15 protein-coding genes are annotated in these 20,200 nt (G+C 73.0%); 13 read left to right on the top strand and 2 right to left on the bottom strand.

Features of this window, described 5'->3' with window-relative positions:
* Positions 1 to 51 precede the first annotated feature (51 nt).
* The 12 genes from AB0J12_RS01260 (at position 52) to AB0J12_RS01205 (ending at position 17,580) form a co-directional block, all read left to right on the top strand.
* Positions 52 to 1,056 carry a sugar ABC transporter substrate-binding protein gene (locus AB0J12_RS01260; RefSeq protein WP_363262023.1) on the top strand — a complete coding sequence of 335 codons (1,005 nt, stop codon included), beginning with the start codon at positions 52 to 54 and terminating at the stop codon, positions 1,054 to 1,056.
* Positions 1,053 to 2,084: an ABC transporter permease gene (locus AB0J12_RS01255; RefSeq protein ID WP_363262022.1), complete on the top strand. Its 1,032-nt coding sequence runs from the start codon at positions 1,053 to 1,055 to the stop codon at positions 2,082 to 2,084. Before AB0J12_RS01260 ends, AB0J12_RS01255 begins: the two co-directional genes overlap by 4 nt.
* The gene (locus tag AB0J12_RS01250) at positions 2,081 to 2,872 is read left to right on the top strand and encodes an ATP-binding cassette domain-containing protein (protein ID WP_363262021.1); all 792 of its coding nucleotides are present in this window, start codon (positions 2,081 to 2,083) and stop codon (positions 2,870 to 2,872) included. The genes AB0J12_RS01255 and AB0J12_RS01250 overlap by 4 nt, the downstream gene beginning before the upstream one ends.
* A 141-nt stretch (positions 2,873 to 3,013) precedes the next feature.
* The gene (locus AB0J12_RS01245) at positions 3,014 to 4,162 is read left to right on the top strand and encodes an ROK family glucokinase (protein WP_363262020.1); all 1,149 of its coding nucleotides are present in this window, start codon (positions 3,014 to 3,016) and stop codon (positions 4,160 to 4,162) included.
* Positions 4,159 to 4,740: a sugar kinase gene (locus tag AB0J12_RS01240; RefSeq protein ID WP_363262019.1), complete on the top strand. Its 582-nt coding sequence runs from the start codon at positions 4,159 to 4,161 to the stop codon at positions 4,738 to 4,740. The genes AB0J12_RS01245 and AB0J12_RS01240 overlap by 4 nt, the downstream gene beginning before the upstream one ends.
* 120 nt (positions 4,741 to 4,860) lie before the next feature.
* Entirely contained in the window at positions 4,861 to 7,734 is a 2,874-nt protein-coding gene (locus AB0J12_RS01235) for a DEAD/DEAH box helicase (RefSeq protein WP_363262018.1), read from the top strand.
* Positions 7,734 to 9,935: an SWIM zinc finger family protein gene (locus AB0J12_RS01230; RefSeq protein ID WP_363262017.1), complete on the top strand. Its 2,202-nt coding sequence runs from the start codon at positions 7,734 to 7,736 to the stop codon at positions 9,933 to 9,935. The genes AB0J12_RS01235 and AB0J12_RS01230 overlap by 1 nt, the downstream gene beginning before the upstream one ends.
* A 196-nt stretch (positions 9,936 to 10,131) precedes the next feature.
* Positions 10,132 to 10,635 (top strand): hypothetical protein, encoded by a 504-nt coding sequence (locus tag AB0J12_RS01225; RefSeq protein ID WP_363262016.1) that lies wholly within the window; start codon positions 10,132 to 10,134, stop codon positions 10,633 to 10,635.
* The gene (locus tag AB0J12_RS01220; RefSeq protein ID WP_363262015.1) at positions 10,605 to 12,023 is read left to right on the top strand and encodes a hypothetical protein; all 1,419 of its coding nucleotides are present in this window, start codon (positions 10,605 to 10,607) and stop codon (positions 12,021 to 12,023) included. The genes AB0J12_RS01225 and AB0J12_RS01220 overlap by 31 nt, the downstream gene beginning before the upstream one ends.
* Entirely contained in the window at positions 12,020 to 13,600 is a 1,581-nt protein-coding gene (locus tag AB0J12_RS01215) for a VWA domain-containing protein (RefSeq protein ID WP_363262014.1), read from the top strand. The genes AB0J12_RS01220 and AB0J12_RS01215 overlap by 4 nt, the downstream gene beginning before the upstream one ends.
* A 63-nt stretch (positions 13,601 to 13,663) precedes the next feature.
* A complete protein-coding gene (locus tag AB0J12_RS01210) occupies positions 13,664 to 14,776 on the top strand; it encodes an AAA family ATPase (RefSeq protein WP_363262013.1) in 1,113 nt (370 codons plus the stop codon).
* 5 nt (positions 14,777 to 14,781) lie between these two features.
* On the top strand, positions 14,782 to 17,580 hold the full coding sequence (locus AB0J12_RS01205; RefSeq protein WP_363262011.1) for a hypothetical protein: 2,799 nt from the start codon (positions 14,782 to 14,784) through the stop codon (positions 17,578 to 17,580).
* 57 nt (positions 17,581 to 17,637) lie between these two features.
* On the opposite strand, the gene AB0J12_RS01200 is transcribed toward AB0J12_RS01205, so the two are convergent.
* A complete protein-coding gene (locus AB0J12_RS01200) occupies positions 17,638 to 18,282 on the bottom strand; it encodes a dihydrofolate reductase family protein (protein ID WP_363262010.1) in 645 nt (214 codons plus the stop codon).
* Between the two features lie 60 nt (positions 18,283 to 18,342).
* Positions 18,343 to 18,984: a TetR family transcriptional regulator gene (locus AB0J12_RS01195; protein ID WP_363262009.1), complete on the bottom strand. Its 642-nt coding sequence runs from the start codon at positions 18,982 to 18,984 to the stop codon at positions 18,343 to 18,345.
* Between the two features lie 82 nt (positions 18,985 to 19,066).
* Here AB0J12_RS01195 and AB0J12_RS01190 point away from each other — a divergent pair, with 82 nt between their 5' ends.
* Entirely contained in the window at positions 19,067 to 20,002 is a 936-nt protein-coding gene (locus AB0J12_RS01190; protein WP_363262008.1) for an oxidoreductase, read from the top strand.
* Positions 20,003 to 20,200 lie beyond the last annotated feature (198 nt).

Raw genomic sequence — 20,200 nt, 5'->3', positions numbered from 1 at the left:
CGGGCCCGTCGCAGGACACCGCACAGCAGACAGCAAGAAGGGCACGGCCTCGTGGCACGGTTTCGGACCTGGGCAGGGATCGCGTTGGCGGGGGCACTGTGCGCGTCCCTGTCGGCGTGCAGCAGCACCGGCGGCAAACGCGCCGAGGACGCCCGCAAGGCCGCGGCCGCGCAGGGCCGCGCGGCGGTGAACACGCCCCGCTGGACCTTCGCGATGATCACGCACTCCGGCGACGGCGACACCTTCTGGGACATCGTCCAGAGCGGCGCCAAGCAGGCCGCCGTCAAGGACAACATCAACTTCCTGTACTCGCACGACGACGAGGCCCAGCAGCAGGCGCAGCTCGTCGACGCCGCCGTCGACAAGAAGGTCGACGGCATCATCGTCACGCTCGCCAAGCCCGACGCCATGAAGGCCGCCGTCGCCCGCGCCGAGAAGGCCGGCATCCCGGTGATCACCGTGAACTCCGGCTCCGCCGAATCCAAGGCGTTCGGCGCGCTCACCCACGTCGGGCAGGACGAGACGATCGCCGGTGAGGCCGTCGGCGAGGAGCTGAACAAGCGCGGCAGGAAGAAGGCCCTGTGCGTGCTGCACGAGCAGGGCAACGTCGGCCACGAACAGCGCTGCGACGGCATCGGCAAGACCTTCCACGGCACCCTGCAGCGCGTCTACGTCAACGGCACCAACATGCCCGACGTGCAGTCCGGCATCGGGGCCAAGCTCCAGGCCGACCCCTCCATCGACGCCGTCGTCACGCTCGGCGCCCCCTACGCCGACACCGCCGTGAAGGCCAAGGCGGACGCGGGCAGCAAGGCCGAGATCGACACCTTCGACCTCAACGCCAAGGTCGCCACCGAGCTCCAGGACGGCACCCTCGGCTTCGCCGTCGACCAGCAGCCCTACCTCCAGGGCTACCAGGCCGTCGACCTGCTGTGGCTGTACAAGTACAACAACGACGTCCTCGGCGGCGGGCGCCCGGTCCTCACCGGCCCGCAGATCATCACCAAGGACCAGGGGGCCGCGCTGCAGGAGTACGCGAAGCGGGGCACCCGATGACCGCCACCACCGCGGACGAACGGCTCCTTCGGACGTCGCCGCTGCGCACGCTGCTCGCCCGTCCCGAGCTGGGCTCGGTGGTCGGCGCGATCGCGGTCTTCGTCTTCTTCGCGTTCTTCGCCGACAGCTTCCTGCGCGCCTCCAGCCTCAGCACGGTGCTCTACGCGTCCTCGACCATCGGCATCATGGCCGTCCCGGTCGCGCTGCTGATGATCGGCGGCGAGTTCGACCTGTCGGCCGGCGTCATGGTGACGTCGTCGGCATTGATCTCGTCCATGTTCAGCTTCCAGACGACCACGAACGTCTGGGTCGGCGTCGGTGTGTCCCTGCTGGTCACGCTGGCCATCGGCGCCTTCAACGGGTTCATGCTGACCCGCACCAAGCTGCCCAGCTTCATCATCACGCTGGGCACGTTCCTGATGTTGACCGGCATGAATCTCGGCTTCACCAAGTTGATCGACGGCACGGTGTCGACGAAGACCATTGCCGACATGGAGGGCTTCCCGACCGCGCACGACGTCTTCGCCTCGACGCTGACCGTCGGTGGTGTCGACATCAAGGTCACCATCCTGTGGTGGCTCGCCCTGGTCGCCCTCGCCTCCTGGATCCTGCTGCGCACCCGCACGGGCAACTGGATCTTCGCGGTGGGCGGCAATCAGGACGCGGCCCGCGCGGTCGGCGTCCCCGTCGCGAAGACCAAGATCGGCCTGTACATGGGCGTGGCCTTCGGTGCCTGGATCGCCGGTCAGCACTTGCTGTTCAGCTATGACGTCGTCCAGTCCGGCGAGGGCGTCGGCAACGAGTTGATCTACATCATCGCGGCCGTCATCGGCGGCTGCCTGATCACCGGCGGCTACGGCAGCGCGGTCGGGTCCGCCGTCGGCGCGTTCATCTTCGGCATGACGAGCAAGGGCATCGTCTTCGCCGAGTGGAACCCCGACTGGTTCAAGTTCTTCCTCGGAGCGATGCTGCTCCTCGCGACCCTGCTCAACGCATGGGTCCGCAAGCGCGCGGAGGCCACGACATGACGCGGACCGAGGCCCGGACGGCACTCGTCGAGCTGTCGGACGTCAGCAAGCACTACGGGAACATCCGCGCCCTGGAGGGCGTGTCCCTGGAAGTCCACGCGGGGGAGATCACCTGCGTCCTCGGCGACAACGGCGCCGGCAAGTCAACGTTGATCAAGATGATCGCCGGCCTGCACCAGCATGACGGCGGTGTCCTGCGCATCGATGGCGCGGAGACCCGTCTCTCCTCGCCCCGCGAAGCCCTGGACCGCGGCATCGCCACGGTCTACCAGGACCTCGCCGTCGTCCCGCTCATGCCGGTGTGGCGCAACTTCTTCCTCGGCTCCGAGCCGCGCAAGGGCGTCGGCCCCTTCAAGCGCATGGACGTCGACCACATGCGCCGCACCACGCGCGCGGAGCTGCTGCGCATGGGCATCGACCTGCGCGACGTGGACCAGCCCATCGGCACCCTGTCCGGCGGCGAACGCCAGTGCGTGGCGATCGCGCGGGCGGTCCACTTCGGCGCGAAGGTCCTGGTCCTGGACGAGCCGACGGCGGCGCTGGGCGTGAAGCAGTCCGGCGTGGTCCTCAAGTACGTGGCGGCGGCACGTGACGAGGGTCTCGGTGTCGTACTGATCACCCACAACCCGCACCACGCGTACTTGGTCGGCGACCGCTTCGTCCTGCTCAAGCGCGGCACGATGGTGGGCAACCACACACGCGACGAGATCACCCTGGACGAGCTGACCCAGCAAATGGCAGGCGGAAGCGACCTGGACGAACTACGCCACGAACTGCAGCGGACCTAGGTGCGCGGGGCTGTGTCGATATGCGGCTCCGCCGCGTGGGCGCGACCAGCCACAACGGCGCCGCACTCGGCGGAAATGATCAACAACCCTCTCGATTCCCCGTTGGTCGTCGAAGGCACCCGTGCGGCAGAATCGGCGGCGATGAGCACCTACGGCAACTTCACGGCCCCCATCGGCTCCCGCCGAGCCACCGCGCTGCGGACGGTCGGCACCCGCGAGCGCCGGTCCCACCTGACCGCCCCGCGCGTGCCCACCGTCGGCATCGACATCGGTGGCACGAAGGTGATGGCCGGTGTCGTGGACGCCGACGGCAACATCCTGGAGAAGCTCCGCACGGAGACCCCGGACAAGTCCAAGAGCCCCAAGGTCGTCGAGGACACCATCGTCGAGCTGGTGCTGGACCTGTCCGACCGGCACGACGTGCACGCCGTCGGCATCGGCGCGGCCGGCTGGGTCGACGCCGACCGCAACCGCGTCCTGTTCGCCCCCCACCTGTCCTGGCGCAACGAGCCGCTGCGCGACCGCCTCGCCGACCGCCTGTCGGTGCCGGTGCTGGTCGACAACGACGCCAACACCGCCGCGTGGGCCGAGTGGCGCTTCGGCGCCGGCCGCGGCGAGGACCACCTCGTCATGATCACGCTCGGTACCGGCATCGGCGGCGCGATCCTCGAGGACGGCCAGGTCAAGCGGGGCAAGTACGGCGTCGCCGGCGAGTTCGGCCATATGCAGGTCGTGCCCGGCGGCCACCGCTGCCCGTGCGGCAACCGCGGCTGCTGGGAGCAGTACAGCTCCGGCAACGCCCTCGTCCGGGAGGCCAGGGAGCTGGCCGCCGCGGACTCCCCGGTGGCGTACGGGGTCATCGAGCACGTCAAGGGCAACATCGCCGACATCAACGGCCCGATGATCACCGAGCTGGCCCGCGACGGCGACGCGATGTGCGTGGAGCTGCTGCAGGACATCGGCCAGTGGCTCGGCGTCGGCATCGCCAACCTGGCCGCCGCCCTCGACCCCTCCTGCTTCGTCATCGGCGGCGGCGTCTCCGCGGCCGACGACCTGCTGATCGGCCCCGCGCGGGACGCCTTCAAACGGCACCTGACCGGGCGCGGCTACCGCCCCGAGGCGCGCATCGTGCGGGCCCAGCTCGGCCCCGAGGCCGGCATGGTGGGCGCCGCCGACCTGGCGCGGCTGGTCGCCCGCCGGTTCCGGCGCGCCAACCGGCGCCGCGTGGAGCGCCACGAGCGCTACGAGCGGTACGTCGAGGCGCGCCGCGCGGCCCGGGACTCCGCATGACGGCCTCGCTTCCCCACCAGGCGACCCCGGCGGACGAGCCGGAGCAGCCGGGCGAGGACCGCCGGCACAAGATCCGCCGTCGGGCACTCACCCTGCTGATCATCGTGCTGCTCATCGGCGTCCCGGCGGGCTACCTGGTGATCTCGGCGAACCAGAGCCGCGACAGCGGAAAGGACAAGGAGGCGAAGTACTCGGCGACCGGCCTGACCGCGGGCTGGCCATCCAGCGTGCAGCGCCGTCTGTACCAGGTGCCGATCCCCAGGCAGTCGTACGAGGTCGCCTACTACGAGACGAACAACTGGAAGACCAGCCGTCTCTACGTGCAGTTCCGGACCTCCGCGGCCAATCTGGACAACTTCCTGCGATGGATCGGCGCCCACCGCGGCGAGCTGCGCCCGAACGACATCGCCATCAGCGACCGCGACCAGAAGGTCACCGGGTGGAAGTTCAGCGGCCCCGGTCCGTGGAGCGGTCTGGTGCACGAGCAGAAGAACCCGGCACCCACCCAGGACATCGTCGTGAACACGGCCGACCCGGACCACCCGATGGTGTACGTCGTCTCCCGCACGGTGCCCTGAGCCCGGCCGGCGCCCGTACGGCGTCCCGGCTCGCCCTGGCCGCCGGAGCCGATTGTCAGACCCCGCCCGTAGAGTCGAAGACGTCTGATCCTGACGCGTGGACGGGAGGTGGCAGAGCGTATGGGTGAGGTGCCCGCGGTGGCGGAACGCGGAGCGGAGCGCACGGCCGGCCGGCCCGCGACGGCCGAAGGCGTGCCCGTGCGGCTCGCGGCCCTGTTCCAGCCCGCCCCTGTGCCGCGCGACAGCCGCGTCGCCTTCTGGAACCCGGACGACGGCCCCCTGCCCGAGCAGACCGCCGGGGAGCCGGTCGACCTGACCGTCGTCCGTCCGCACGGCGCGTCCGTCCGCCGCCGGCAGACCCCGGCGCTGTCCCTTCCGCTCGATGCCGCCCTGCCCCTGCTGGTGCGCGCCCGCCGCGACCCGGCCGCCCATCCCGCCACCGCCTGCTGGGGCGCGGCCGCGCTGCACGCGCTGCGGCTCACCGCCCGCGGGCGCCTGCTGCCCGGCCTCACCCCGACCGGCCACGACGCCTGGCGGGCCGGCCCGCTCGACCCGGACGACATCGCCCACCTGCGCGCCATCGCCGCCGCGCTGCCCGCCGAGGGGCACGCCGCTCCGCTGCCCGGCCCGGGCCCGCTGCGGCTGCCCGACCCGGAGGCGCTCCTGCGCGCGTTCCTCGACGCGGTCGCCGACACCCTGCCCCGCACGCCGGCCGCGCCGTACGCCTCCGGCAGGCCGTTCGCCGCCCGCGAGCCGGTCCGGCTGCCCGGCGCGCAGGACTGGGCCGCCGAGGTCGCCGCCGGCATGGACGCGGGAGTGCGGATCTCACTGCGCCTGGACCTGTCGGCGTACGACCTGTTCGACCAGGGGTCGGGCGGCGCGGGCGCGCGCGGCGCCGGAGCGGCGATCGTGCAGGTGCACAGCCTCGCCGACCCCACCCTGGTCACCGACGCGGCAGCGCTGTGGGCGGGCGAGGCCGACGCCGCCTTCGGCCCCCGCGCGCGGGTCGACGCCGCGCTCGCCGTACGGCGCGCGGCCCGCGTGTGGCCCCCGCTCGCCCGGCTCACCGAACAGGACGCCCCCGATGTGCTGGCGCTGTCCGAGGACGAGCTGGGCGACCTGCTCGGCGTGGCCGCCACCCGGCTCGCGGCCGCCGGGGTCGCCGTGCACTGGCCGCGTGACCTGGCGCATGACCTCACCGCGAGCGCGGTGGTCCGGCCCGCGCCGGGCTCGGCGACCGACGGCACCGGCTTCTTCGAGAGCGAGGACCTGCTGCGGTTCCGCTGGCAGCTCGCCCTCGGCGGCGACCCGCTCTCCGAGACCGAGATGGACACCCTCGCCGAGGCCCACCGGCCGGTCGTGCGGCTGCGCGACCAGTGGGTCCTCGTCGACCCGGCGCTCGTCCGCAAGGCACGCAAGCGCGACCTGGGTCTGCTCGACCCGGTCGACGCGCTCTCCGTCGCCCTCACCGGCACCGCCGAGGTCGACGGCGAGACGGTCGAGGCGGTCCCGGCCGGCGCGCTGGCCGCCCTGCGCGACCGCCTCACCGCCGGAGTCGCCCCGGCCGTCCCGCCCGCCGGGCTGCACGCCACCCTGCGCGACTACCAGCTGCGCGGACTGGCCTGGCTGGAACTGATGACCTCCCTCGGCCTCGGCGGCTGCCTCGCCGACGACATGGGCCTCGGCAAGACCATCACCGTGATCGCCCTGCACCTCAAACGAGCCCGCAGCGAACCCACCCTGGTCGTGTGCCCGGCGTCCCTGCTCGGCAACTGGCAGCGGGAGATCACCCGGTTCGCACCCGGCGTCCCGGTCCGCCGCTACCACGGCCCGGACCGCAGCCTGGACGACCTCGACGGCGGTTTCGTCCTCACCACGTACGGCACCATGCGCTCGGCCGCGCCCGCCCTGGCCGAGCAGCCGTGGGGCATGGTGGTCGCCGACGAGGCCCAGCATGTGAAGAACCCGTACTCGGCGACGGCCAAGGCGCTGCGCACCCTCCCGACCCCCGCACGCGTGGCGCTGACCGGCACCCCGGTCGAGAACAACCTCTCCGAACTGTGGGCGCTGCTCGACTGGACGACCCCCGGCCTGCTCGGCCCCCTGAAGTCCTTCCGCGCCCGGCACGCGCGGGCCGTGGAGACCGGCGAGGACGAGGAGGCCGTGCAGCGGCTGGCCCGCCTGGTCCGCCCGTTCCTGCTGCGGCGCAAGAAGTCCGACCCCGGCATCGTGCCCGAGCTGCCGCCCAAGACGGAGACGGACCACCCGGTGCCGCTCACCCGTGAACAGGCCGCGCTCTATGAGGCGGTGGTGCGCGAGTCGATGCTCGCCATCGAGACCGCCGAGGGCATGGGCCGCCGCGGCCTGGTGCTGAAGCTGCTCACCTCGCTGAAGCAGATCTGCGACCACCCGGCGCTGTACCTCAAGGAGGACCACGGCCCGGCCGTCGGCGACCGGCTCGCCGCCCGCTCCGGCAAACTGGCCCTGCTCGACGAGCTGCTGGACACCCTGCTGGCCGAGGACGGCTCCGCCCTGGTCTTCACGCAGTACGTCGGCATGGCCCGCCTGATCACCGCGCACCTCGCCGCCCGCGCGGTCCCCGTCGACCTGCTGCACGGCGGCACCCCCGTCCCCGAACGCGAGCGCATGGTCGACCGCTTCCAAGCCGGTACGACACCCGTCCTGGTCCTGTCCCTCAAGGCCGCCGGCACCGGCCTGAACCTCACCCGCGCCGGCCATGTCGTGCACTTCGACCGCTGGTGGAACCCGGCCGTGGAGGAGCAGGCCACCGACCGCGCCTACCGCATCGGCCAGACCCAGCCGGTGCAGGTCCACCGGCTGATCACGGAGGGCACCGTCGAGGACCGCATCGCCGAGATGCTCGCCGTGAAACGCGCCCTGGCCGACGCCATTCTCGGCTCCGGCGAGTCCGCGCTGACGGAACTGACGGACCGTGAGCTCTCCGACCTGGTCTCGCTGCGGAGGGAGGCGTGATGACACCGACGGACGACGGCACGGACGACGCCCACGGCCCTGGCCCCGCGGAGGCGGCACGCCGGGCCCTGCGTGAGGCGCGGGGGCGGGGCGCGGCGACGGCGGAGGGGACCGGCGCGGGGGAGCGGCGCAGCCCCGGGCACGAGGACGAGGCCGCGCGGCCGGAGCATGCGCCAGCCGCCGACGCCGTACGGCCGGAGCATGCTGCAGTCACGGACGCCGTACCGCCGGAGCATGCGCCGGCCACCGACGCCGTACGGCCGGAGCATGCTGCAGTCACCGACGCCGTACATCCGGAGCATGCGGCCGCTGCCGATGCCGGACGGCCGGAACACACGGCCGCCACCGACGCCGTACGGCCGTCCGGTGGGCGGCAGCAGCCTCGGCCGGGGGACGTCGCGCGCGAGGCGCTGCGCCGCGCGGTGGCCCAGCGGCGCACGGCGGTGCCGGCCGACGACGATGCCGTGGAGCATCCGGCCCCGCCCGACGAGCAGGCCGCCGCGGCACCGGCGGAGCCGGGACCCGAGGCCGATGACGCGGCCCCCGCGGACCGCGCCCGCGAGGCGCTGCGGGCGGCCCGCGCCGAGGCACAGCGCAAGGCGGCCGAAGCGGAACAGACGGACCGCACGTCCTCCCCGCGGCGCAGACCGTCCCGCTCCGCCGAGCCCGCGGCCACCCGGCACCCCAGCCATCCCTCCGGCAACCCGCGAGCCGGCCAACGGGCCCGGGAACTGCGGCAGTTGCTGACGGACGCCTTCCGCATGCCAACCGACGCGACCACGGAGGAGGTTGCCGGGGAGACCGGCGGCCCCGGTGAGCAGGCAAGTCGGACCACCCCGCCGCCGGTGGAGCCGCGGCCCGCGCACGACGACGCCCCCGCCCGTCCCGCACCGCCCGAAGCCCCCGCCCCGGCGCCCCGCCTGCCCCGCTCCATGGCCGTGCCCGCGCGGGACGGCGACCTGCGCCGCACCTTCCCGGCCTTGGCGCCCCGGCCGGCGGGTGAGGACTCCCGGTTCGCCGAGACCTGGTGGGGCAACGCCTGGGTGACGGCGCTGGAGGAGGGCGCGCTCGACCCGAAGAGACTGGCCCGCGGGCGGGATTACGCCGAGCAGGGCCACGTGGACGCGATCACCGTCACCCCGGGCTCGGTACTCGCGTACGTGAAGGGCAGCCGGCCGCGTCCGTACCGTGTGCAGGTGCGGCTGCGCACCCTCGACGACGCCGACTGGGCGCGTTTCCTGGACGCCGCGGCCGAGCGGCCCGGGCACATCGCCGCCCTGCTCGACAAGGAGATGCCGCACTCCCTCGCCGACTGCGGCATCCCGCTGCTGCCCGGCCCCGGCGACCTGGAGCCACGCTGCAGTTGCCCCGACCGCGGCCACCCCTGCAAACACGCCGCTGCCCTGTGCTACCAGACCGCCCGCCTGCTGGACGCCGACCCCTTCGTGCTGCTCCTGCTGCGCGGCCGCGGCGAGCGGGAACTGCTCGACGCGCTCGCCCGGCTCAGCGCCACGCGCGCGGCCAGAGCCGCCCAGGACCGGGAACCCGCCCCGTTGCCCGGCGTCCGGGCCGCCGAAGCCCTCGCGCCCCGCCAACTCCCGCCGCTGCCCGCGCCGTTGCCCCTCCCGCCGCACCCGGAGCAGCCGCCCGCCTACCCGGCGGCCCCCGGCGGACCCGACCCGATCGCGCTGGACCAGTTGGCCACCGACGCGGCCGCCCGCGCCCACGCCCTGCTCGCCACCGGCCGGGACGACGTGGGCGAGCTGACGCTGTGGCAGGACGCGGTACGGCTGGCGGCGGCCCGGCCCGGCTCCGGTCTCACCGCCGGCTCGCGCGCCCTGTACTCCTCGCTCGCCTCCGCCGCCGGCCGCACCCCCGCCGAGCTGGCGCGCGCGGTCGCCGCGTGGCGCCAGGGCGGCCCGGACGGGCTCGCCGTGCTCGAGGAGGAGCCCTGGGATCCCCCGGCGGGACGCTTCGACCGGGCCCGTCCGGCCCTCCTGGCCGCCGACCACCCGGCGTTCCGCCCGTGGCGCAACCGCCTCACCCACCCTCGCGGGCATGTCCAACTCCGGCTGGGCCGCGACGGCTTGTGGTACGCCTACGAGTCCGAGCCGGGCGCCGACGACTGGTGGCCGCGCGGCATCCCCGACCTCGACCCGGTCGGCGCCCTCACGGGCCTCGGCACCACCGACGACGTCTGACCGACCGCACCCGGCTCCAGCCTTGTGCCGGTGAGCCCATCAGTGCCCTCTGGCCGACCCCGCCCCGGCCCCGTCCTGCGCGGCTGAGCCCACCGGCCGTCCAGCGAAGGGGCGTTGTCAGTGGTCCCCGCTAAATTCGTTGGTGTCCCGCCGATCCGGCGAAGGGCTTCCCTTGTGCTGCAAAGGAGATGGTGCGTTGTCCGACGTCGAGAGGTCGAGCACGACGCGGGTGATCCCGCCCGCCCGGCCGCGCAAGCTGGCCAAGGTGCCGTTCGTGGAACTGGCCGACGGGCGCCTGCAGGGCGTCGTCTCCAGCGGCTCGGACATCGAGCGGGTCTACGTCTCGTCGGTCGCCGCCGGGACGTACGCCTACGCGTGCAGCACCAACAACAACCGCCCCTGCGGCGGCGCCCGCGGCGGTTTCTGCAACCACATCGGCGCGCTGATCAACGAATCGGTGCTCCAGTACGGCGCCGAGCGCGTCGCCCGCTATCTGCGGGTCGACCTCGGGGAGAGCGAGGCCGGCGCGCAGGCGATCCGCCTCACGATGAGCACCACCCGCCCCTCCCCGGCCGACAGCAAGGCCGCCGCCTCCGTCTTCAGCCGCTTCCTGCGCCACCTGGCGTATCTCGAACTGGCGTCCACCACCGCGCCGTTGCCGGAGATGCAGTGGTTCCCGCCGACGAGGGCGGTGGCCTGATGCGGATGGATCTGCTCACCGAACCGGTCGACGGTCTCGACGAGACCCTGGCCGCCGTCGACGCTTTCGACCGGACCCTGCTCGGCGGCCTCCTGCGCCCGCAGCCCGCCCAGACCGAGGGGCTGACGGCGCTCGCCGACGCGGTCGCCGCGAGCCCGCTCGCCGGCCGCGTCGCCGAAGCCGCCGAGAAGGCCGCGGCCGGCGCCGCGAGCGAGGACCACTTCCTCTCCCTTGCCGCGGCCCGCACCGCCCTGCTCGGCGCCGCGCACGACGCGCTCGCCACGCGCGCCGACGAGGCCACCGGCCGTACCCGCGCCGAGGCGCCCGCCCCGGCCGCCGCCGGGGAGCAGGCGCCGAACCTGCTCGCGGCCGCCCGCTCCTGGCTCTGCGACCTGGCCCGCACCGGCTGGCAGGGCCTCGACCACGACGTGGTCTCCGGCTCCGCCCAGGTGGTCTCCGCGATGCTCCCGGACCTCGCGCTGCGGCGCCTCGCGACCCTCCTCGACGGCTTCGCCGCGGAACTCGCCGCATCCTGTCCGGGAGCCTTGCTGGACCGCGTGCCCGTGCGCCGCTGGGCCGACCTGTGGGCGCGCGGCATGCTTCTCACGGTGCCGGGTGCCGCCGCCGCGCCCGCCACGCAGACCGTCACCGGCCGGCTGCTGCCCCTCGGGGTCGACCTCCAGGAGCACGCCACCGCCGCCCAGGCCCAGGTGCACGCGGTACTCGAACCCGCCGACGGCACCGCGCCCCGGCTGGTGCGCGCGAGTGTGTCCGCGCCGAAGCCGGACACGGTCATCGGTGCCGGGGTCTGGCAGCTGCTGCGCCCGCACATGTCGCTCCTGGCCGCCGTCGGCGAGGGCCGCTGCATGGACCTCACCGACATGCCCGTCACCGCCGAAGGCGACCTGCTCTGGCAGGACGAACACGCCCGCCCCGGCGAGAGCGCCGACCCCTTCGCCACCGGCCGCGTCGCCCTGCCCACCGCCACCGCCCCCCAGTGCGTACCCCTGGACCGGCACCCGGTCCGCCTGGCTCACCCCGTGTTCCTGGAGGGCTACGGCATCGAACAGGACGACGACACGGTCGCGTTCACCTTCACCGGGCACCGCCTGGCTGTCGACACCGACCGTGTCCCGGTCGCCGGACCGCTCACCTCGCAGGCCGTCGCCACCTCCAGCGCGTGCATCGGGTTGCTGCGCTGGGACGCCGGGCGGTGGGTCCTGCAGCCGCTCGCCGTGGAGACCAGCGTGCGCAAGAAGACCGTCGCGGTGCACGCCGGCGCCTGGACCGGGGGCACGACCGACAAGGCCGGGGTCAAGGCGGAGAAGGCCGCCACCGACGCGGTGGCCGTACTGCGCGAACGCGCCGGAAGGCTGCTGCGCAAATGACCCACCACACCACCGAGCCGACCGGTCACACCACCGGGCAGGTCGACCACACCACCGAGCCGACCGGTCACACCACCGCGCAGGTCGGCACCGGCGCCGAGCCGACCGGTCCCACCACCGGCCAGGACGGCCCCGGCGCCGAGCAGGTGGCGGTCCCCGCTGCCGGAACACCCCCGCTGCCCACCCCCGACGAGAACCGCCGCCAGGTCCTGTACTGGCGCCTGCTCGCCCGTCTCTTCGACCCCGAGGAGCAGGCCGGTCTGGAGTCCGCCTCCCTCGCCGTCGTCGAGGACATCGGGCTGCCGCCCGCCCTGCTGGACCCGCAGGCCTCCGTCGACGCCATCGTGCAGCGTCACCCCGAGCTGGCCGCCGAGTTCGACGGCCTGATGGTGCCCGAACCGGAGGAGGAGGGCCGCGACCGGGCCGCCGAGGTACGGCGGGCCGCGCTGGCGTCCAAGGTGCTGCTCAACGTCTTCGCCTCCGGCAGCGGCACGGTCACCGCCGGGCAGCTCGCCCGCTGGCAGGCCGACGCCGGCTGGCTGGAGCGGGCCCTGGGCTGCACCCCCGGCGACCTGCGCGGCGGCCGCGGCGCGGGCAGCGGCGCAGCCCGGGCGGGGGCGGGCGGGGGAGTGAGCCCGACCGGCACCGCAACCGGCGTCCCGACGCCCGACCTCAGCACGCTGATCCCGGCGATCGGACCCGAACTCGGCACCATCGAGGCCGACATGGTCAAGCGCATGCGGCTGCGCGAAGTCCTCGCCGACCCCCGGCTCGCCGCGCAGCTCACGCCGAGCATGTCGCTCATCGAGCAGCTGCTGCGCGACAAGAACAACCTCTCCGGCGTCGCCCTCGCCAATGCCAAGGCGCTGATCCGCCGCTTCGTCGACGAGGTCGCCGAAGTGCTGCGCACCCAGGTCGAGAAGGCGTCCGTGGGCGCCCTGGACCGGTCGGTCCCGCCCAAGCGGGTCTTCCGCAACCTCGACCTCGACCGCACCATCTGGAAGAACCTCACCAACTGGGACCCGGAGGAGGAGCGGCTCTATGTCGACCGCCTCTACTACCGGCACACCGCCCGCAAGACCACACCGCAGCGGCTGATCGTGGTCGTCGACCAGTCGGGCTCCATGGTCGACTCGATGGTCAACTGCACCATTCTGGCGTCGATCTTCGCCGGACTGCCCAAGGTCGACGTCCGCCTGATCGCCTACGACACCCAGGCGCTCGACCTCACCCCGTGGGTGAACGACCCCTTCGAGACCCTGCTGCGCACCCAGCTCGGCGGCGGCACGGACGGCACGGTCGCCATGGCCCTGGCCCAGCCGAAGATCGCCGAACCGCGCAACACCGTCGTGGTGTGGATCTCCGACTTCTACGAATGGCGCTGCGAGCCGCTGTTCGAGCGCATGGCGGCCATCCACCGCTCCGGGGCGAAGTTCATCCCGGTCGGCTCGGTGACCAGCGCCGGCCGCGGCAGCGTCAACCCGTGGTTCAAGGACCGCTTCAAGGACCTCGGTACGCCGGTCATATCCGGCCACATCCGCAAGCTCGTGCACGAGCTGAAGACGTTCCTCACCTAGGCCCCTCCGCTCGCGGCCTCCCCCTTCTTCTCTTTCTCAGCTTCCTCATCGAAAGGCCTTGACGTGTCCGACCTGTTGCGCGCCCCCGCCGAGATCAAGTACGCCGAGGAGCTGGACTGGCTGGAGTCCGTCGACGACAACCCCAAGCCCTTCTCCTGGCGGCTGTCGCCGAAGATGATCCGGCTATTCATCCTGGGCTCCGAGCGGGCCGACGGCCTCGACCGGGAGATCTCCCAGAAGTGGTTCGGTGAGCGCAGCATCGTCGAGCGCGCCATCGTCACCCTCGCCTCCGACCGCGGCCTGCTGCTGATCGGCGACCCCGGTACCGGCAAGAGCTGGCTGGCCGAGCTGCTGGCCGCCGCCGTCTGCCGCAACTCCACGCTCGTGGTGCAGGGCACGGCCGGCACCACCGAGGACCACATCAAGTACTCGTGGAACGTGTCCATGGTCATCGCCAAGGGACAGTCGCGGGAGTCGATGATCCCCTCGCCGATCATGACGGCGATGGAGGCCGGCGTCATCGGCCGCTTCGAGGAGCTGACCCGTTCCACCAGCGACGTCCAGGACGCACTGATCTCCATCCTGTCCGAGAAGTACATCTCGGTTCCCGAACTCGACAGTGACAACATCGTCTTCGCCAAGCCCGGCTTCTCCGTCATCGCCACCGCCAACAGCCGCGACCGCGGCGTCAACGACCTGTCCTCCGCCCTCAAGCGCCGTTTCAACTTCGTCCGCATCCCCGTGGTGACGAACAAGAAGAGCGAGGCGGAGATCGTCCGCTTCCGCACCGAGGAACTGCTGCGCCGCCACCGGATAGAGCTGGACGTGCCGCCCACGCTGCTGGACGTGCTGCTGCAGAGCTTCGCCGACCTGCGCGCCTCCGCGGCCGCCGCCGCGAGCGACGACGAGAAACTGGAGTCGGCGCTGTCCACCGCCGAGCAGATCGGCGTGCTCGAGGACGCCATCCTGCACAGCAACTTCTTCGGCGAGCGCGCCCTGACCGCCCGTACTCTCGCCTCCTCGCTCGTCGGCTCGCTCGCCCGGCGCGAACCCGAGGACCTGGCGATCCTCAACAAGTACCTGCACGGCGTCGTCGAGCCGCGCGGCAAGGAGGAGGGCGGTTCCTGGCCGGAGTTCTACGAGGGCGGCCGCGACGCGATCGCCACCCTGTCGTGAGCGCCATGACCGAGGGAACCTTCGCCGCCCTGCGCGGTCAACTTCAGCAAGCGGCGACCGCGTTCGCCGACGGCCCCGACGCGCTTCAGGGCATCCTCCTCGGCATCGTCGACGACGTCGACCGCGCGGTGCGCGAACCGCTGGAGATCTTCCCGGTCTGCCACCACTCACCCGCCTCGGCGCTCGCCATGGCGCGCCGGCTGCGCGAGAAGCAGCCCAAGGTGGTGTACCTGGAGCTGTGCGAGGACATGGCGCCGCTGCTGACCGAGCTGCGCAACTGCCGGCTCCCCGTCGCGGTGCAGGCGTTCGCGACCGAGGTCGACGGCTTCCCCGCCGAGTGGGCGCCGCTGTCGGTGGTCGCCCCGATCACCGAGGCGTCCGCCGAGTACCAGGCGATCGCCTACGCCCTGGACACCCCCGGCGTCGAGCTGGTCCTCGTCGACCGTTCCTCCGACCACGTCTTCCAGTGGCAGGAGAACTCCGGTGACACGGCCGATGCGGCCGGCCCGGACGCACCGCCCGCCGAGGAGGAGGCGGCGCTGCACGGCGACGCGGTCGGTGTGGAGATCGGCGACCTGCGCCCGCGCTTCGCCGAGCTGGAGGAGCACCTGCTGCGGCACGGGCGGGTGCGGCACTGGTCGGAGTGGTGGCACCAGTACGTCGAACTGCCCCTCGGGGACGCCGACCACGACACCTACCGGCAGGTCATGCTGCTGATCGGCAGCCTCTTCCGCCGCCTGGCCCCCGGCGATCCGGGCCGGGTGCGGGTGGACGAGGACCGCGAACGGTACATGTGGACACGGATGCGTGCCCACCTCGCCGCGACCGGCACCGACCCCGCGGACGCGCTCTACGTGTGCGGCGCCTTCCACGCCGCCGGCCGCGTCGAGGAGTTCGGCGTTCAGGGCGCCGACACCTTCGAGATCAGCCCGCCGAGTGCCACCAAGTGGCAGCACGGTCTGATCCCGTCCAGCCACGCGGCGATCGAGGCGCAGTTCGGCCTCGCCGCCGGCTCGGTGTCCATCGCCGCGACCGAGTGGGCGAAGAACCTCAAGCGCACCCGGGTCAAGCCGTATCGGCTCGCCGGGCAGGCGGGCACCAGGACGCCGAAGAAGGCGGCCAAGGCCGTGCCCGCCGCGGTCCCCGCCGCACCGCTCGACGCGCCCGACAAGCTCACCGGTTTCCTACAACGGCCGCCTGTCCTGGACCGTCTCGACGAGGCGGAACTGCTCGGCTGGTCCGTGGAGATCGTGCGCGCCGCCCGCCGCAACGGCTACCTCGCGTCCACCGCCGACGCCATCGCGGTGTTCGAGACGTCGATCCTGCTGGCCGGGATGCGTGAACGCGCCAAGCCGACGCCGTACGACTTCCAGGACGCGGCGGTCACCTGCATCGAGAAGGACACCGTGCCGGGCCGGCGGGATGTGCGCCGGCTGGTGGAGATCATGCTCGGCGGCGACCGCGTCGGGCAGGTCGGCTACGACGCCCTGCCCCCGCTCGCCCGTGACGTGCACGACCGGCTGGCGCCGCTGAACCTCAAGCTGCAACAGCGCGGCGTGCAGCGGGCTCTGCTCGACATGGCGTCCCGGCCGGAGCTGGCGCAGTGCTCCGACGTGCTGTGGATGCTGCGGTATCTGATGCCGCACGGCGCCGCCCGGCCCATCATGGGCGAGCGGCGGCTCGGCGAACGCCCCATCCAGGAGTCCTGGGACCTCGCCCTCGGCACCCACCAGCGGGCGCTGATCGAGCTGGGCTACGAGGGCGTCAGCATCGAGCAGGTCCTCGAACAGCGGCTGCGTCGCGTCGCGTACGGCCCACAGACGACCACGGCGCGGGTCCTCGAGGCCGTCGAGGACGCCACCCTCTACCTGAACAGCCGCCGGCTGGCCGACGAACTGGGGCAGCGCGCCCTGGAGGTGCTGGCGACCGAGCGCAGTGTCGACGGCGCGCCCGAGGTGCTGCGCCGGGTGCGCGCACTGCTGGCGTACTACCGCACCAGTGAGCCGACGCTCCCGCCGTGGATCGAGTCGTTCGTCAAGGCCGGTTACGCGCACTACTGCACGCTGCTGCCGACGGCGTTCACCGACGACGACGCGGGCGTGGGCCAGGTGGCGGCCATGCTGGGCTTCTTGTTCAGCATGGAGAGCCTCGCCCTGTCGCTCGGCTGTGACCGCAACCAGCTGGAGCTGGCCGTCGCCCAGTCGCATCCCGGGGACCCGGCCAAGACGGCGCTGCTGTGGGCGGCCCAGACGCAGCTGGGCCGGCTCTCCCGGGCACAGCTGCGGGCGCGGTGCGCCGAGCTGCTGGGCAACCCGCTGGTGGTGCCCGCCTATCCGCGCTACCTCAGCGGTTTCCTGCACGCGCTGGAACCGGTGCCCGGCCTGGCCGACTTCGTCGTCGAAGCCGTGTCCCACGCCTTCGCGCAGCTGCCGGACCCGGTGCTGCTGCCCTGGCTGCCGACCCTGATCACCACCCTGCGCGGTGGCGGTGCCGACCTCGCGCCCTTGCTGATCCGTGAGGCCGGCCGCATCTTCCCGGCCCGGCTGGCGGAGCTCGACGCGTGGACACCCCCCTGGCGGGCCGCCCCGGCCCCCACGGCAGCGCGAGCGTCCCGCGACCGGGCGGCCGGCCCGCGCGGCCTGCCCCTGTTGGCGGCCCACCCCGCGACCTGCGACGCGGTCGCGGACCTGCTCGGCTGCGCGGGCCCCTGGCGGACGGCGGAACCGGCCCCGGACGGAGTGGCGCTGCTCGCCCGCCATCCGCAGACCGCCGAGGCCGTGGAGGCGCTGCTGGCCACCGGCTGACGGCGAGGGCCGGGGCCACCGCACCTCAGGATGCGGTGGCCCCGGCAACGCCTCGTCTCACCTGCGCCAGAACAGATGGTGCGTGACACCGCTCGGGCTGGGCACGACGTCCAGGTGGTACCGGTCGAGCAGCTCGTCGGGAGACTCCCACAGCCGTGCGCCGGAGCCGATCTTCACCGGCGAGACCACCACGTGCAGGGTGTCGACCAGGCCGGCGTCCAGAAACTCCCGGATGGTCGTCGCCCCGCCGCCGAGCCGGACGTCCTTGCCCTGCGCCGCCTCCCGCGCCTGCGCCAGGACGTCGGCCGGATCGCCGCCGACGAAGTGGAAGGTGGTGTCGGAGAGCGTGAACGAAGGACGCGGGTGATGGGTCATGACGAAGACCGGGGTGCGGAACGGCGGCTCGTCACCCCACCAGCCGCGCCACTCGTGGTTCTGCCACGGCCCGCGCTGCGGTCCGAACTTGTTACGGCCCATGATCTCGGCACCGATGTTGCGGGCGTAGTCGCGGGTGAAGTAGTCGTCGAGGCCACGGCTGCCGCCGGGATCGGTGCGCATGGGCCAGCTCGCCGTGGCGCCCGCCCACGCGAACAGCTGGGACGGATCGGCGTGGCCGAACGGCCGCTCGAGGCTCTGGCCCTCCCCGGCACCGAATCCGTCACTGGAGACGTTGAAGTTCTGCACACGCAGTAGCTGAGTCATGGGGGCGGGGTCCTCCCGTGTTGGTGTCAACGGTGAGAAGACCGTCCGCCGCGCACAAACTCATCGGTGCCCCGGCAGACGGGCCCGATCGGCTCCCGCACCGGCGTCCAGCGCCGGCGCGATGACCGCGAAGGCTTGATCGGTCAGCGCGGCGGGGTCCTCGGCGCCGTCGCTGTCACACCAGCGCTGGAGCACCGCGTGGAAGGCCGTCAGCGCCATCCCGGCGGCCAGCTGCGGATACAGGTTCGTCACCGGGTCGAGCCGCAGGCGGCGGGCCACCTCCTGTGCGAGCACCTCGCGCCACTGCGCCTGGCGTTCCAGGAAACGGCCCAGCAGGGCGGGTGTCCGCAGGATCAGCCGCACCACGGGCAGGGCCCGCTCCGCGTGTCCCGCGCAGGCGTCGATGGAGCGCCATACCGTGGCCCGCAGCGCAGCCGACGGTGATTCCGCGGCCGGGCGGCCCGCGAGTTCCTCGCCCATGGCGGCGCCCATGCCGGCCAGGAACTGCACGACCACGTCCTCCTTGGAGGCGAAGTAGCGGAAGAACGTCCGCTTGGAGACCCCCGCGGCTGCGGCGATCTCGTCCACCGTGACCGCGTCGAAGCCGTCACGGGCCAGCAGGGTCAGCGCGGCCTGCGTCAACTCGTCCGCGACGAGCTGCCGTTTGCGCTGGGCCAGGGTTTCTGCCGGGCGAGAGGTCATGGCGCCATCGTACGCGGCGTGCCGAGCGTGGCCTCAGGTGTCGTTCTTGACACTCAATGCCACGAACGGCACGCTGAGTCACATGACAAGTGCAGAACGCTGGAGCACCGAGCACATACCGGACCAGGACGGACGGATCTTCGTCGTCACCGGAGCCAACAGCGGCCTGGGCCTCGCGACCACCCGCGCCGTCGCCCGCAAGGGGGCCCGCGTGATCCTCGCCGTGCGGGACGAGGACAAGGGACGCAGAGCGGTCGCGCAGATCACGGCCGAGCGTCCGGACGCCCGCCTGGAGGTACGCCGGCTGGACCTGACCGACACCGCGTCGATCCACACCTTCGCCGACCGGCTGAAGTCCGACGGCGTCCGCCCGGACGTCCTCGTCAACAACGCCGGGGTGATGGCGCCGCCCCGCACGCTCACCGCCGAGGGCGTGGAGCTGCAGTTCGCGGCCAACCACCTCGGCCACTTCGCCCTCACGGGCCTGCTGCTCGAGGCGATGACCGACGGCGACGACCCGCGCGTGGTGACGGTGACGTCGGCCAACCACCGCCGGGCGCGGATCTTCTTCGACGACCCGACCGGCGAGCGGTCGTACTCGCCGATGGGCCACTACAACCAGTCCAAGCTGGCGGGCGCCGTCTTCGGGTACGCACTGCACCGCCGGCTGACAGCGGCCGGCAGTCCGGTCCGCAGCGTGCTGGCCCACCCCGGCTACACCGCCACCGGCCTCCAGACCAGCGCCCCCGTGGCGAGGGTGAGACTCCTCTTCGGCCGCCTCCTGCTGCCTCTCGCCCAGTCCCCGGACCAGGGCGCCCTGCCCCAGTTGTACGCGGCGACCGCGCCCGACGCCCGTGGCGGCGCGTTGTACGGTCCGGACGGCCCCGGCGAACTGCGGGGCGCCCCCCGCCAGGTGGAACTGGCCCGGCGGGCCACCGACCCGCAGACCGCCGACCGGCTGTGGCACCTGTCCGGGCAGCTGACCGGCGTCCGCTTCGCGCTCCCGGCCGCCTCCTGATGCCGACGGCCGCCGTGACGGCCCTCAGCAGGTCAGCGGCCCCGGAACCGGCCGGCTGCCGGCCCACCGCGACGACGACGCCGGACCCGACGCGGTCCTCGAAGGGGATCTCGCTGATGAGCTTCTGCGCGGACGGTGAACCGACGAAGCCCCACCAGAACGTCCGGTGGGGCTTCGTCGTGAGATGGCCTGTGCGCA

The sequence above is a fragment of the Streptomyces sp. NPDC049915 genome (assembly GCF_040656475.1).
In the GTDB taxonomy this organism is placed as follows: Bacteria; Actinomycetota; Actinomycetes; order Streptomycetales; family Streptomycetaceae; genus Streptomyces.
Note: the sequence above shows the minus strand (reverse complement) of the source record. Positions and strands in the feature narration are given on the sequence as shown.